This is a genomic window from Chloroflexota bacterium (assembly GCA_013152435.1).
Taxonomy (GTDB): Bacteria; Chloroflexota; Anaerolineae; order DUEN01; family DUEN01; genus DUEN01.
Genome location: JAADGJ010000094.1, coordinates 1 through 15,784, shown reverse-complemented (window position 1 = coordinate 15,784; position 15,784 = coordinate 1). Strand labels below are relative to the sequence as shown.

At 65.3% G+C, this 15,784-nt stretch carries 10 protein-coding genes and 1 riboswitch; of the genes, 4 read left to right on the top strand and 6 right to left on the bottom strand.

Annotation, left to right across the window (positions count from 1 at the left end; translation table 11 throughout):
* Positions 1 to 173: 173 nt before the first annotated feature.
* The 6 genes from GXP39_13430 to GXP39_13405 form a co-directional block, all read right to left on the bottom strand.
* Complete coding sequence (locus GXP39_13430; protein ID NOZ29036.1) at positions 174 to 1,580, bottom strand: aspartate kinase; 1,407 nt, start codon at positions 1,578 to 1,580, stop codon at positions 174 to 176.
* Positions 1,581 to 1,622: 42 nt separating this feature from the next.
* Positions 1,623 to 2,240 (bottom strand): methionine biosynthesis protein MetW, encoded by a 618-nt coding sequence (gene metW / locus GXP39_13425; protein ID NOZ29035.1) that lies wholly within the window; start codon positions 2,238 to 2,240, stop codon positions 1,623 to 1,625.
* A 10-nt stretch (positions 2,241 to 2,250) separates the two neighbouring features.
* Entirely contained in the window at positions 2,251 to 3,456 is a 1,206-nt protein-coding gene (locus GXP39_13420) for a homoserine O-acetyltransferase (protein NOZ29034.1), read from the bottom strand.
* A gap of 39 nt (positions 3,457 to 3,495) precedes the next feature.
* Complete coding sequence (locus tag GXP39_13415) at positions 3,496 to 4,791, bottom strand: O-acetylhomoserine aminocarboxypropyltransferase/cysteine synthase (protein ID NOZ29033.1); 1,296 nt, start codon at positions 4,789 to 4,791, stop codon at positions 3,496 to 3,498.
* A 380-nt stretch (positions 4,792 to 5,171) separates the two neighbouring features.
* Positions 5,172 to 5,306: riboswitch (SAM riboswitch) on the bottom strand.
* A 98-nt stretch (positions 5,307 to 5,404) separates the two neighbouring features.
* Complete coding sequence (gene mfd, locus GXP39_13410; GenBank protein ID NOZ29032.1) at positions 5,405 to 8,989, bottom strand: transcription-repair coupling factor; 3,585 nt, start codon at positions 8,987 to 8,989, stop codon at positions 5,405 to 5,407.
* 98 nt (positions 8,990 to 9,087) lie between these two features.
* Positions 9,088 to 9,669 (bottom strand): aminoacyl-tRNA hydrolase, encoded by a 582-nt coding sequence (locus GXP39_13405; GenBank protein ID NOZ29031.1) that lies wholly within the window; start codon positions 9,667 to 9,669, stop codon positions 9,088 to 9,090.
* A 1,593-nt stretch (positions 9,670 to 11,262) separates the two neighbouring features.
* On the opposite strand from GXP39_13405, the gene GXP39_13400 reads away from it, so the two are divergent.
* From GXP39_13400 to hemG, 4 genes are all read left to right on the top strand, one after another.
* Positions 11,263 to 11,895 carry a MerR family DNA-binding transcriptional regulator gene (locus GXP39_13400; protein NOZ29030.1) on the top strand — a complete coding sequence of 211 codons (633 nt, stop codon included), beginning with the start codon at positions 11,263 to 11,265 and terminating at the stop codon, positions 11,893 to 11,895.
* 165 nt (positions 11,896 to 12,060) lie between these two features.
* Positions 12,061 to 13,224 carry a radical SAM protein gene (locus GXP39_13395; protein NOZ29029.1) on the top strand — a complete coding sequence of 388 codons (1,164 nt, stop codon included), beginning with the start codon at positions 12,061 to 12,063 and terminating at the stop codon, positions 13,222 to 13,224.
* 15 nt (positions 13,225 to 13,239) lie between these two features.
* Entirely contained in the window at positions 13,240 to 14,178 is a 939-nt protein-coding gene (locus GXP39_13390; GenBank protein NOZ29028.1) for a ferrochelatase, read from the top strand.
* Between the two features lie 13 nt (positions 14,179 to 14,191).
* On the top strand, positions 14,192 to 15,640 hold the full coding sequence (gene hemG, locus GXP39_13385) for a protoporphyrinogen oxidase (GenBank protein ID NOZ29027.1): 1,449 nt from the start codon (positions 14,192 to 14,194) through the stop codon (positions 15,638 to 15,640).
* Positions 15,641 to 15,784: the final 144 nt, after the last annotated feature.

Here is a 15,784-nt window from a genome sequence, read left to right as displayed (position 1 = left end):
TTTCACCAGCCGCCATCACGACAAAGGGGAACTGCAGGGCTCATACAAAAGCCTCCCAGTTCCCCTTTGAGCGGCGCCGTCACTGATCCTGCCCAGGGCGACAGGTAAATGACCCTTTTCATCCCCCGATCACAAGCCCTGTGGCATTACCGGTACCCATAATACCTGGGCGGCTATCCCTTGTCAAGTTCGAAGGCCGCGTGGATGCGCCGCACGGCCTCATCGCAATCCCCCTGGGCCACCACCAACGAGATGTTGGCCTCCGAGGCCCCCTGTGCGATCGCGATCACGTTGATGCCCGCCTCGCCCAGCGCGCCGAACACCCGGGCCGCGATCCCCGGGGTCCCCTTCATGGCGGAGCCCACGACCGCCACGATGACGATCCCGTCCTGCCCATGGATCGCGTCGATATGGCGCCGCTCCAGCTCCTTGGCCATCGTCTCCTTCAGCGCGTCGAGGACCCGCGGCGAGTCCGTCTCAGGGATCACAAAACAGATGCTCTGCTCGGACGAGGACTGGGAGATCATCAGGACGTTGGCGCCCACGCTCGCGACTGCCTGGAAAGTGCGCGCGGCGATGCCGGGGACGCCGATCATGCCACGCCCCTCGATCGTGACCAGCGTCAGCCCTCGGATCGCGCTGATCGCCTTGACGACGTTATTCGAAGGATCCGCCTCACGGACGATGCGCGTGCCAGGGTGGTCGGGGTTGAAGGTGTTCAGCACATAGATGGGGATATCTTTCTCGATCGCGGGCAGGATGGTCTTGGGGTGCAACACCTTGGCGCCAAAATAGGCCAGCTCGGCCGCCTCCGCATACGAGAGCTGCGGCAGCGTACGGGCCTCGGGCACGATGCGAGGATCCGCCGTCAGCACGCCATCCACGTCCGTCCAGATCTCCACCCGGTCCGCGTCCAGACAGGCGCCGATGATGGCGGCGGAGTAGTCGGACCCGCCACGGCCCAGCGTGGTCGCAACCCCCTTCTCGGTGGCCCCCACGAACCCCGTGACCACCGGCACGACGCCGCCCTCGACCAGAGGCAACAGCCGGGCGCGCGTGCGCTCTCGGGTGGGCTCCATCAGCGGATTGGCGCTCCCGAAATGGCTGTCCGTCACGATGATCTCGCTGGCATCCACGGCCTCGGCCGGGATCCCCCGGGCCCGCAACACGGCCGCCAGCAAAGGGGCCGCCAGCCGCTCGCCCAGGCCGGAGACCACATCCAATCCCCGCGCGGTCAGCTCGCCCAACACTGCAATGCTCTGACAAAGGCGCTCGAAAGTGCCCAGCCGCTCCTCGAACAGGCGTCCCAACGCGGCCCGGGCAACCCCATCCTCGATCAGCTGGCCAGCGACCACCTGATGTTTCACCAGCAACTCTGCACGCACGTCCTGATAGAGCTTCTCATCACCTTCGGCAGCCGCCCGGGCGGCTGCGATGAGCGCGTTGGTGACGCCGCTCATCGCGGAGGTCACCACCACCGTCTGGGGATCCTCCGTTCGCGCCCGTTCCACGATGCCGGCCACCAGAGAGAAAGCTTCCGTATTTCCTACAGACGTGCCGCCGAACTTCAGAACACGCATGAGACCTCCTCGATCAGCTTCACCGCGGTCCGCCGGACATGTCTACCGGGTGGACCGCTCCAGGACCATGATCGCCACGGTCGCAAGCAGGTTCTTCCACCTGCGCCGAGGCGAGATCCTCTTGCCATCGGCAAGATACACCTGCTTCGCGACGCGGACGTTCTGCTCCCGGCAGAAATCACCGAAGTCACGTACGGTAAGCGGGCGCGCGCGAGGCGACATGAACCAAGGGTGGGGGAGCGCTGGCGCCTCCGGCATGCGCCCGGTCAGCAACAAGGTCAGCCGGCATCGCCAGTGCCCCCAATTGGGGAAACTGACGATCCCCTGCCGTCCGACCCGCAACATCTCCCGCAGGATCATCGCCGGGTCGTCCAGATAGGGCAGGGTCTGGCTGAGAATCACCACATCAAACAGATCATCGGGATAGTCGGCCAGGCCGTCTTCCAGATCGCCCTGGACGACGGAGAGCCCCCGTGCCACACAGGCACGCACACCAGCCTCGGACAGCTCGATGCCAAACCCATGCACACCTTTGTGATCGATCAAATAGCGCAGCAGGGCGCCATCGCCACAGCCCAGGTCCAGGACACGGGAGCCAGCGGGCACCAGGTCAACGATCGCCTCCAGGTCGGGTCGCAGCCTGTCCACCACGATTCCCATCCCAGGCCGGTTACACACGGATGGGCTCGACCGGGATATCCAGGCCGTCCTCCCGACAGATGCGAGCGAGGAAATCGCCCACCAGCTCCGTCAACGTGTCCACCTCCAACAGAAAGGCATCGTGCCCATAGTCGGAGTCCACATTGCAGTAGGTCACGTCGGCGCCCACCGCCTTCAGCGCGCTGACGATCTCCCGGGACTGATAAGGGGGAAACAACCAGTCCGAGGTGAAGGAGACCACCAGGAAGCGCAGGCCAACGGCCGGCAGGAACGCCTTGGCCAGGCTGCCATGGCCGTTGGACAGGTCGAAGTAGTCCATGGCCTTGGTCAGATAGAGATAACTGTTGGCATCAAAGCGCCGGATGAAGTTCTCGCCATGGTACTGAAGATAGCTCTCCACCTGGAACTCGACGGAGAAGTCATACCCGTACTTCTCCCGGTTCTGCAGGCGGCGGCCGAACTTCCGGTGCATGGACTTGTCGCTGAGATAGGTGATATGGCCGATCATGCGCGCCAACGCCAATCCCCGGTTCGGCCGCGGCCCATCATAGTAATCGCCATGGTTCCAGTCCGGATCCCGATAGATGGCCTGTCGGCCCACCTCGTTCAGGGCGATGGACTGAGGCGACAGGCGAGCGGTAGCCGCCAGCGGGATGCAGGAGCGCAGCCGGTCGGGATAGCTGATGGCCCACTGCAACGCCTGCATTCCCCCCATCGACCCACCGACCACGGTCAACAGCCGGTCGATGCCCAGATGATCGATGAGGTGCCGCTGGGCGTTCACCATGTCAGCGATGGTGACGACCGGGAAGCGCAGACCATATGGCTTCCCCGTCCTCGGATCGATGCTGGAGGGCCCGGTGCTGCCCTTGCATCCCCCGATGACGTTGGAGCAGATGATCCAATAGCGATCGGTGTCGAACATGCGGCCGGGGCCGATGGTGTCGTGCCACCAGCCGGGTTTGCGATCCTGCGGCGTGTGGTATCCAGCCGCGTGCGCGTCGCCGGAGAGCGCGTGCAGGATCAGGATGGCGTTGGAACGGTCCGCATTGGGACGGCCATACGTCTCATACGCCAGCGTGATCGGCCCCAGCCGTTCGCCGTTCTCCAGGATCATCTCATTGGGGGGCTCGGCGAAGGTGAAGTACTGCGTCTCCACCAGGCCGATGGTGCCCGGCTCGCCAAACCCGTTGGAAGATCCAGAATCCGTCGTCATAGCAACTCCCGTGGTAAGGAGTGAAATAATAGAAGGGATCTAAGCGGCGGCGAGCGCCTGATCCAGATCCCACAGGATATCCTCGATGTCTTCAATGCCCACCGAGAGCCGGATGAAGTCAGGAGTCACACCGGCCCGGCGCTGCTCCTCCTCGCTCAACTGGCTGTGCGTGGTGCTGGCCGGATGGATCGCCAGGGACTTGGCATCCCCGATGTTGGCCAGGTGAGAGAACAGCTTCAGGTTCTCGATGAACCGCCGCCCGGCCTCCAGTCCGCCCTTGATGCCGAAGCCCAGGACCGCACCCGGCCCCTTGGGGAGATACTTCTTCGCCCGCTCGTGGTCGGGGTGACTGGGCAAGCCCGGATACGTCACCCAGGCGACCTTGGGGTGCCCCTCCAGGAACTCGGCCACCTTCTGAGCGTTCGCCACGTGTCGCTCCATGCGAAGGCTCAGCGTCTCCAGCCCCTGCAGGAAGAGCCAGGAGTTGAACGGAGCCTGGCAGATCCCCAGATCACGCAGCATCTGCACACGTGCCTTGATGATGAAGGCCGGGGCGCCCAGATCGGCGTACACCAGCCCGTGATAGCTTCCGTCCGGCTCGGTGAAATCGGGGAAGCGGCCGCTGCCACGCCAGTCGAAGTTGCCGCCGTCCACGATGATGCCGCCGATGGTGGTGCCATGCCCGCCGATGAACTTGGTGGTGGAGTGCACCACGATGTGAGCCCCCCACTCCAGCGGGCGGCACAGGTACGGGGTGGCAAAGGTGTTGTCGATCATGAGCGGGATCTGATACTCCCGGGCGATGGCGGCGACCTCTTCAAAGGGGAACACGTTGATGCGAGGATTGCCTAACGTCTCGCCGTAGAGGATCTTCGTGTTGTCCCGGATCGCCCGCCGGAAATTCTCCGGATCCGATGGGTCCACCAGGGTCACCTCAATGCCTAATCTCGGGAACGTATAGGTAAACTGATTGAACGTGCCCCCGTACAAGGTCGAGGCGGACACGATGTGATCACCGGCCCGGCACAGCGTGAGGATGGCCATGGTCTGCGCGCCATGTCCCGAGGCGGCGGCCAACGCCCCCACGCCGCCCTCCAGATCGGCCACGCGTCGCTCAAACACGTCGTTAGTGGGGTTCATGATCCGGGTGTAGATATTCCCCGGCTCCTGAAGGGCGAACAACCGCGCCGCATGCTCCGTATCCCGAAAGACATACGACGTAGTCTGATAGATGGGCACGGCTCGCGCCCCGGTTGTGGGATCAGGCTCCTGCCCGGCGTGCAGCTGCCGGGTCGCAAATCCGAAACGACGCTCGTTCTCCTGGCTCTGAGACATAATCTTCTACTCTCCTGTCTTGATCGAATCGCCCTCGCGCCCGCCTGGGACCAAAGGGCAGTCCACATGCCGCCCCGGCTCCCAACCGGGACGAGAGGGACAGCAGCAACGCTACGGCGCCCCTCCGAGCGTGTCTGAGAAATGCCGTTGTGTCTACTATAGGGAGGTCGCCTCCACACCTCCCCCTGTGGAGCTGGTAGCTGAGGAAGCCCCTCAGACACCTTGCCGGTAAATTTTCAGACACGCTCTCAATCGGATACGATCTCGCTCCCAGGTCGCACATATGAAAACGCCCCTCGTGTGAGGGGCCGCTCAACTCGCCTGGAGCGAGGATACAAAAAGCCCCCTCTCGAAGACGATAGGGGGCGTCATTGCGCGACCTCTCATCTTCCAGACTAACTCTGCCGGAATTGGCACCTTGGCCGGAGCCCTCCTGCGTACCCCATCGTACCAGGGGGAGCAGCCAGGTTGCCGAGGCTTCACAGGGCCGGTCCCTCCACCTCTCTGGATAAGAGTGCGACACAGGTATTCAATTTGTGGCCGAGTTTAAACCAATTGTTCGGTATTGTCAAATCGCAAACGGCCGGCGTACGGCGTCTCCACACGAGCCGGATCACATGGCTATCAGCTCCAACACGCGCAACAGATCCGACTGCCAGCTATCCCGCATCGGGAGCCACACAGCGCGCCGCTCCACCCGGGCGCGACGCCCCAACCGCCTCTGCAACTCATCCCGATCCGCATGCTCCAACGACTCCGAGCGCAACACCAGATGCCCTTCCTCCCGGGCGATGGCCTGGACCCCGGCGCGCACGGCCAGGATCTTCACCCGAACCTGATAGAGCAGGTTCTCCACCTCGGGCGGAATCGGGCCGAAACGGTCCACCAGCTCCTTCTCCATATCCTCGACCTGGCGGACGGACGTGAGCCCCGCCATGCGGCGGTACAGCTGCAATCGCAACCCGCTATCCGGCACGTAGCTCTCCGGGATGGCGCTGGGCAACGGCAGGTCCAGGGAGACGGTGGGCGTGATGGGATCCTCCAACAGCAGCGATTCCTCCACCTCCTCGGGATGGACCTCCTCGCCGCGCTCCATGCGCTCCCGCGCCTCCTGCACCGCCTGCGCCAGCAGACGACAATACAGATCAAACCCCACGGCCGCGATGTGGCCGTGCTGTCGGGCGCCCAACAGCTCACCTGCGCCGCGCAGTTCCAGATCCCGCATGGCCACCTGGAAGCCCGCTCCCAGCTCGCTGGCCTCCACGATCGTCTCCAGCCGCCGCCGGGCCTCCGGACTCAACCGCTTGCCCCGATCGTACAGCAGGTACGCGTACGCCCGCACGGCGCTACGCCCCACCCGGCCGCGAAGCTGATAGAGCTGAGCCAGGCCGAACTGATCCGCCCGATTGATGATGATCGTGTTCGCGTTGGGGATGTCCAGGCCGCTCTGAATGATGCTGGTGCACACCAGCACATCGATCTCGCCTCGGGCGAATTGGAGCATCACCTGCTCCAGCTCCCGCTCCCGCATCTGCCCATGGGCGATCCCGAACCGCGCCTCCGGCACCAGCCTCTCCAGCCGTCGGGCGATCTGGGTGATCCCCTGGACCCGATTGTGCACGAAGAAGACCTGCCCTCCTCGATCCAGCTCGCGCAGGATCGCCTGCCGGATCAGCGTCTCATCGTACTCCGCCAACATCGTGCGGATGGGCAGCCGCTCCTCCGGCGGCGTGTCGATGGTGCTCAGATCCCGCACCCCGGTCAGCGACATGTGCAGCGTGCGGGGGATCGGGGTGGCCGTCAACGTCAGGACGTCCACCTCCGTCCGCAACTGCTTGAGCCGCTCCTTCTGCGCCACGCCAAAGCGCTGCTCCTCATCGACGATCACCAGGCCCAGGTCCTTAAACGTGACGTCCCTGGACAGCAGACGATGGGTCCCGATGACGATGTCCACCGTGCCGTTCGCCAGGCCCTCGATCACCCTGCGCTGCTCCGCCCGCGACCGGAAGCGAGAAAGCATCTCCACGTTCACCGGGAAGGGGCGCAGGCGCTCCACGAACGTCTCATAGTGCTGCTGGGCCAACACCGTGGTGGGGACCAGGATGGCCACCTGCTTCCCATCCATCACCGCCTTGAAGGCAGCGCGCAGCGCGACCTCCGTCTTGCCATAGCCGACATCGCCGCAGATCAGCCGATCCATGGGACGCGGCTTCTCCATATCGTGCTTCACCGCCTCGATGGCCACGAGCTGATCCTCGGTCTCCACGTAAGGGAAGGAGGCCTCCAGCTCCCGCTGCCAGGGGGTGTCCTCGCCGAAGGCATGGCCGGGCACCAGCTCTCGCTGGGCGTACAGCCGCAGCAGATCCTCCGCGATGTCGGCCACGGCTTTCTTGGCGCGCTCCTTGACGATGTTCCAATCGGCCGTGCCCAGCCGGTTCAGGATCGGTGGCGCATTCCCCGGGCCCACATATCGGCTCAACCGGTCCGCCTGATGCACCGGCACGTAAAGCCGATCGCCCTGGGCGTAATCGATCTGAAGGTACTCTCGCGGGGTGCCGTCCACCTCCATCCGCACCAGCCCTCGGAAGATGCCGATGCCGTGCTCCATGTGCACCACGTAATCCCCGGGCTGCACGTCGGCGAAGAACGCCTCCGGGGCGACGGTCCGCATGCGCGAGCGCCGACGCGGCCGCGGCTTGCTCCAGCCGAAGAGCTCCGCATCCGTCAGGAAGGAGAGCAAGGGCGCGCGTGTATCGCTCCCCCGGCCGTTCCCGCCAGCGGGTCGGGCACGCTCCGGACGCAGCAGCCACCCCTCGGGCAACTGGCCGGGAACGACCACGACCGAGCTCTCGGCAGGGGGCTCCCGTACCTCCTCCTCCATCGAGACCGGCACGTCGGCCTCGCGCAGGAGCTCCACCAATCGGGCTGCCTGCCGGGTGACGAGCACCCATCGCCCTCCGGCGCGGCGCTCCGCCTCCACCTCCTGGACGATCTGCCGGACGCGCCCGCCATAGCGCGGGCCGGGGACGAACGCGCGCGCCAGCGGAGATGAGCGGCTCACAGGGCGACCATCCAGCCCGCCATATCCCAGGATGATCGGCGAGCGCTCCTCGACCAGCGGCAACAGCTCCGTCCAGCGGAAGTATGGCCGCCTCACGTTCGCCGGAAGCTCGCCCGTCTTCAACAGATCCTCACGGAGCTGCTCCGCCTGCCCCTCCAGATCCGCCACGGTGGCGGCGACCTCCGCGGCGTCGTCCAGGATCAGCAGCGCGTCCTTCGGAAGGTGATGCAACGGCGAGGCCGGCTGTGAGTAGAGATACGGCAGATACCACTCGATGCCCCGGAAGCCTGTGCCCGCCCGGAGCTGGTCCATCTCCTTCTCGTACTCGATGCGGGCCGGCGGGTGGCACGGCTCCAGATCGAGCTCGGCGAGCCGCTGCTCGGACATGGGCCCCAACCGCGGCAACGCCTCCGTAGCCGGGCCGATCAACACGGCCTCCACGTGCTCCCGCGTGCGCTGCGTGGAGGGATCGAAAAAGCGCAGGCTGTCCACCTCGTCGCCGAACAGCTCGAGGCGCACCGGCCACGGGAGGTTGGGAGGCCAGATATCGATGATGCCGCCACGGCGGCTGAACACGCCCGGCTCGTCGACGACCGCGGCGGACTGATATCCCAGACCCACCCAGGTCTCAAGCAGCTTGCCCATGCTCACCATCTGGCCGCGCCGCAGCGGACGCAGCGCGGCGCGCAGCTCGCGAGCCGGGATCGTCATCTGCATCAACGCCCGGGCCGAGGCCACCACCACCGGCGCCGACGGCCCTCCGCCCGCAGCCCGCAGCGTCGGCAGTTGCGCCTGCGTCAGGGCAACCAGCGCGGCCATGCGCATCTGCCGCGGCTCCCGTGACCAGGGCACGCGCTCATAGGGCAGCGCGTCCGCGTCGGCCAGCCAGAATACGGCATCCGGGTCCTCCAGCCAGACGCGCAGTTGCTCCATATACAGGCTGGCGACGTCCGTGCGGGCGGTGACGACCATCATCGGACGCCCCAAAGCGCGAGCCAGCGCCGCGACCACGTATGCCCGCGCCCCCACCGGAATGGAGAGGGGGCCTGGCGGCGCCTCACGCAAGCGAATCCCCTCCACCAGATCGACGAAGGGGCTCACCTGATGCAGAAACTCCAACAATCCACTCAGATTCATCTCAACAACCGTCTATCCACCCACCCAGATATCGTATCTATTTGAAGGAGGCAGCCTCGCCCCACCATGGTTCTACCCCGTCCTATATCCCATGACGATCATGGGTGTGCATCGATCACCATGCTGTTGAACGTGTTCATTGCCTCCACGATCCCATCTCGCAGCCAGCACTCGATCGCCTGTACCGCCCGGTCCCGCACCTGCGCCATGATCTCCTCCTGCTCCGGGGAGAAGTCCTGCAGCACATAGTCGACCGGGTCCATGCGTCCCGGCGGGCGGCCGATGCCCACCCGCAGCCGGGGGAAATCCTGAGTCCCCAGATGTTGAATGATCGACTTCATGCCGTTGTGCCCCCCCGACCCGCCGGAGGGCCGCAGGCGGATCCGCCCCAACGGCAGATCCAGGTCATCATAGACGACGAGGATATCGCCGGGGGCGATCTTGTAGAACCGGGCGACGGCCGCCACGGCAACCCCTGCGTTGTTCATGAACGTCGTCGGCTTGACCAGGACGACACGCCGCGATTCGATACGCCCCAGGGCCAGCAACGCGTTGCGCCGCCGCCGGTCGAAGGACAGCCCGTGGGCCTCCGCCAGCAGATCCAGGCACTGGAAGCCCACGTTGTGGCGATGGCGCGCATACTCCCGCCCCGGGTTTCCCAACCCGACGACCATCTTCAGCGTCTCGTGATTCGATTCCTCAGGCCCGATGAAATCCACCACGCACACACACCCCGCACAACGCAAAGTGGGGCTAATCGCCCGCGATCAGCCCCTCGCCAGGTCGGACAGACAACGATCAACCACAACATACAGGGTTTATCCCAAAACAGACCACTATATAGCGGTCATTCGCTCGCCCACATGAAGGCCGGGGGCACGGACGCAGCTCCCCAGAGCCCTGGATCACCCGCCGGTCACCGATCCCGATGCGCCAAACTATCGATGCCGCATCAGCTGCCGCCAGGTCTGCACGATGAGCCATTTCAGGCCGAAGAACGCCCCCACGCTGAGGAACACGATCAGCGACCAGCGAGCCCCCACCCAGAACGCGTGCGCCATCCCCCGCAGGCTCAGCGCCTCCGGGGCCACCTCGCCCCGCTGCGATCGGGCCGGCTGCGAGGCGCGAGCCACCGCGACCGGCGTGGGCGCGGCGGACACCTCCGGCGTAGGCGTCTTCAGCACCGGGGCCATGACGATCACGGTGGGCGTGGGAGGCAACGGTGTGGGCGTCACCGTCGGCGTCGGCGTGGCGGCCGGCGTGGGCGTGTCCGTGGGTCGGCTGTTCGCCACCTGGATTCCCCGGACGACGTACTCCTCGTAATTCGCATCGTGGCGCACCACGCGCAGCCGCAAACTGTACAGCCCATCGGGCAGACCGGCGGTCTCCCACGTGCCCAGAAAGCCGTTAGCGACCTGATTGAAGTGCGCCTCTCCGATGAAGACCCAGGAATCATCCCGAACCGGCTCCGGGCTGTAGTACAGCTCGTACCGCAGGAAGTTCGGATGGACCGCCGTGCCTTCGATCGTCACGCGGCCGCGGACCACGCTAAACGGCTGCGGCGAGGTGATGACGGCCTGCTGCGCAAGCGGAATGGCGCCGGCCGGCCGGGCCCACCAGGCCAGCCCCACCGCCAGCACCACCACAAGCAGCAACAGCTTTCCTCGACGCACTCCAATCCATTCGCTTATCATCGGGTCACTCAACCTGTCCAGGCTCCAAGAGACCAAAATAGTTTAACACACTCCCAAGACCCCCGCAAAATGCGAGGAAGCCCCCCCATCCGGTTGGGGCAACGTCACCAGCCCCCAGAGGAAGTCCTTCCCCCGCCTTCGACCTGCCCGGCCTCGGCCCAGCCCTCTGCAGAAAGGGCCGAGAAGGGCAGGTGCAGGCCGGAAAAGTAAGATTTCCGTGGAGGGGATCTCCCCTCCACACCACCCCCTGTGTGGCGGCTCCCCCCGAAGTCGTTCCTTGGCGCGCTGCCGGCGTTCGCTTAGAGCGTGTCTGAGAGATCCCGTTGCTCCCGCCATAGGGAGGCCCGGAGGGGCTGCGCCTCTCCGGAAGAAGCCCTCCTTCCGTCTCTGACCTGCCCGATCTCGGCTCAGATCCCTGCGGAAAGGGCCGAGAAGAGCAGGTGCAGGCCGGAAAGGCGGTGCTTCCGTGGAACCGCCACAAGCTGTGACGAATTTGACAAATCTATGATCAGACATTAGGATGTCAGTCGTTTGGTGATTTTGTTGATTTTCCATATCGCAAGAGGATGATATCCGGTCATGGAAACGCCACAGTGGTTAAGCCTGGGGCAGGCTGCCCGCCTTTTAGGAGTCGCCCCCTCCACGCTACGCTACTGGTCGGATCAGGGGATCATCCGCTGTTTCCGCACCCCCGGCGGGCACAGACGCTTCACCTATGAAGATGTGCGCGAGCTGCGGCAGAACATCGCCGCCGGGCTCGTCCCACAGGCTGCCCTCCCGCCTGTGGAGCATGCGATCTCCTCCACGCGCCAGGCGCTCACCGCACAATCCATCAGCGCCGCCGCCTGGTATCAGCGGCTCTCCGAGGAGGCGCGCCAGAAGCAGCGCCACTACGGTCGCCAGCTGCTGACTTACGCCGTGCAATACCTGGCCCGACGCAACGGGAACGGCGGAGTCCTGAAGCAGGCCACAGCCATCGCCTACGAGCAGGGGCGCATGTGCGCTCAGCACGACCTGAACGCGGCGGAGACCATCGAGGCGTTCTGGTTCTGCTGCCGGACCATCGAGGCCGTGCTGGTCCCCATGGACCCGGAGCAGGCCCCCGTGGACGCAGAACATCTACGCCTCCATCAGGAACTCACGGACTACTTCCATATTTTAATGAGAGCCGTGCTGCTCGGCTACGAGGACGAGCGCGTCCTCTCTGCCTGAGAAACGTCAAAGGGCTACTTCGCGTTCCGAAATAGCCCTTTCTTTTGAAATGCGGTTGTTGATTTTGTAGAATTCAGCGGGAGCACAGGCGTATCATGAGAGACCAATCCTCTCCCCCGCCACAGGCGGACAAGTGCATCGACAGAACCCGATAAGGAGCGTGAAGTGACGGCATCACCTTACCCACCTCCCCGACTGATCTTCTGGGAGACGACCGCCGGCTGTAACCTGTCCTGTATCCACTGCCGACGCATCACCGTGGCGGATCAACTGATGCCTCAGGATCTGACCACGGAGGAAGCCTTCGACCTGATCGATCAGATCGCGGCCTTCGCCCGCCCCATCCTGATCCTCTCCGGCGGGGAGCCGCTCTTCCGCCCGGATATCTTCGATATCGCCCGACATGCGGCGGACGCGGGGCTGATCGTGGCCCTGGCCACCAACGGCACCCTGATCGACGCCTCCGTGGCGCGCCGCATTCGCGAGGCGGGCATCCGGCGCGTCAGCGTCAGCTTCGACGGCCCCGACGCGCCCACGCACGATACCTTCCGCGGGCCCGGCGCCTATGACCAGGCCATCAAGGGGATCCAGCATCTGCGTGAGGTCGGCGTGCCCTTCCAGATCAACACCACCGTCGCTCAGCATAACGTGCACCTCATGCCCGAGACCCTCCAGATGGCCCTGGACCTGGGCGCGGCCGCCCTCCACCTGTTCCTGCTGGTGCCCGTCGGGTGCGGCGTGGAGATCGCCGAGGAGCAACAGATCTCCGCGGAACAATACGAGCGGGTGCTCCACTGGCTGTACGATGCGGAGCTGGAGACGACGGGCCGCCTTGAGCTGAAGGCCACCTGCGCGCCCCATTACTTCCGCATCGTGCGCCAGCGACAGGCGGAGGAACGGCGCCGCGGCATCATCCGACAGCGCCCCGACAGCCATCATCGCCAGATGCGGGCGGGAGCCGACGGCAAGCGCGGCCATCCCGGCGGCGCGCCGGCCATGCACGCCATGACCAAGGGGTGCCTGGCAGGCACCGGCGTCTGCTTCGTCAGCCATCGCGGCGAGGTGTTCCCCTGCGGCTACCTCCCACTGGAGGCCGGGAACATCCGCCAACAGCCCTTCCAGCAGATCTGGGAGAGCTCGCCTCTGTTCGCTGAGCTGCGAGATCCCGACCTGCTGGGCGGGAAATGTGGCATCTGCGAGTTCAAGACGATCTGCAGCGGATGCCGGGCCCGCGCTTACGGCATGATCGGGGACCACCTGGGCGAGGAGCCTTTCTGCACGTACGTGCCCAGGCGAGCCGCCACATCCACGACGGCTCAGGAATCCTAATCATCAGGAGTCATCGTGAACCGATCGGACGATACTCACACCGCCGTGCTGTTGATGGCGTACGGCAGCCCAGACTCTTTGGAAGATATCGAGGCCTACCTGCACCAGGTGCGCGGCGGCCGACACACGCCTCCGGAACTGGTCGAAGAGGTGCGGGAGCGCTATCGTCGGATCGGGGGCCGCTCCCCCCTGCAAGAGATCACGGAACAGACCGCCCACCGGCTCCAGGAGGCCACTGGCCTGCCGGTCTTCATCGGCATGCACCACTGGCATCCCTTCATCCGGGACGTGGTCCAACACATGGTGACGGAGCGGGGCATCCGGCGCATCGTCGGGATCTGCCTGGCCCCACACTACAGCACGGTAAGCGTCGGCGCCTACCGACGCCATCTGGAGGAAGCCATCGCCGCTGTCGGGGGAGATGTGGACCTGCGCTTCGTCCCCCACTGGCACACACATCGCCACTACCTGGACGGCCTCGTCGAAACCACGCGCCAAACCCTGGATAGCCTGGGAACGCACGGCCGGGAATACGCCGTGGTGATCTTCACGGCCCACAGCGTGCCGGCCGCCGTCCTGAACCGGGGAGATCCCTACGACGCACAACTGCGGGAGACGGCGCAACTCCTGGCCGAACGGCTGGCGCTTCCCGAGGAACGATGGCGGCTCTGTTACCAGAGCGCCCCTAAGACCCACAACTCGTGGCTGGGTCCCCAGATGGAGGATGTCATCGTTGAGCTGGCGGAGGCGGGCAGGCGATACCTGGTGGTCGCCCCCATCGGCTTCGTCTCAGAGCACGTCGAGATCCTATACGACATCGACATCAAGGCCCAGGAGATCGCCCGGAGCCACGGGGCGCTGCTGAAGCGCACTCCGATGCTGAACAGTCGCCCTCCGCTCATCGCCGCCCTATCCGACCTGGTCCAGAAGGCGCTGAATCATCCCAACGATTAGAGGAAATGGAACGATGTCCGATATCCCCCACATCGTGATCATCGGCGGTGGCATCACCGGATTAAGCACCGCCTACTATCTCCAAAAAGAGGCGGCGAACGCCGGCCGCCCCGTGTCCTACACGCTGATAGAGCGAGAAGGCCGCCTCGGCGGCAAGATCCGAACGGAGCACGTGGACGGCTTCGTGATCGAGGGCGGGCCGGACAGCTTCCTCGCCCAGAAGCCATGGGCGACCCAGCTCGCACGGGAGATCGGGCTGGGCGATCGGCTGATCGGCACCAACGACGACCAGCGCAAAGTCTTCGTGCTACACAAAGGGCGCCTGGTCCCCCTCCCGGACGGCGTGATGCTGATCGTGCCGACCCGATTCATGCCCTTCGCCCTGTCCCCACTCATCTCACCGCTGGGCAAACTCCGCATGGCGATGGACCTGTTCATCCCCCCCAAGCGCGATGGAGAGGATGAGACCCTGGCCGACTTCATCCGGCGACGGCTGGGCGCCGAGGCGCTGGACAAGATCGCCGAGCCGCTGATGTCCGGCATTCACAACGCCGAATCGGAGCGACAGAGCATCCTGGCCACGTTCCCTCGCTTTCGGGCCATCGAGGAGAAGTACGGGAGCCTGATCCGGGGGATGCTGGCCGCACGACGCCAGCGCCCCAGCCCTTCCGCCAACGGGAGTCGCCCCTCTAGCGCCTTCCTGACGCTGCGCGACGGCATAGGCGAACTGGTCGGCGCGCTGGAACGGACACTGGACGGGGGCACCCTCCTGACCGGACGATCCGTGGAGGGGATCGAATACCACCCCGACGCCTCGCCCCCCTACCGTGTCCTCCTGTCAGGCGGCGAGGTGCTGGCGGCCGATGCGGTGGTGCTGACCACACCGGCCTACGTTGCAGCGTCGCTGGTTGAACCGCTGGCTCCGAAGCTGGCGGCAGGGCTCCGGGCCATCCGATACGTGTCCACGGGGACCATCTCCCTGGCCTATCGCCGAGGGGAATTTTCCCACCCACTGGACGGCTTCGGCTTCGTGATCCCCAAGAGCGAGAACCGGCGCATCAATGCCTGCACCTGGACCTCCACCAAGTTCCGCCATCGGGCGCCGGACGACCACGTGTTGCTGCGCGTCTTCGTCGGCGGCTCCCGCCACCCCGAGGTGGTCGACCTGCCCGACGACGCGCTGTTGGATCTCGTGCGAGAGGAGCTACGGGACATCATGCACGTCACGGCACGTCCCGTGCTCACGCGCATCTATCGATGGCATCAGGCGAACCCACAGTACGACGTCGGCCATTTGGAGCGGGTGGCCCAATTGGAAGCCCAATGCCCGCCGGGGATGTACCTCACCGGCAGCGCCTACCGGGGCGTAGGGATCCCGGATTGCGTCCGCCAGGGGCAGGAGACGGCCACCCGTGTCCTGACGTATGTCACCCAAACCCATCTGGAGAGTGAGGAGCTATGAAGACCCACAAAATCGTCCCCCTGTTGAGTCTCTTTCTCCTTCTCGCGCTGCTGGTGGTCGGCTGCGTGCCAGCCCAGCCCCCGGCCGCCCCGGCAGGCGCCGAGACCGCGGCGCCCGAGCCCGCGGCCGAGGGCCCACGACGCG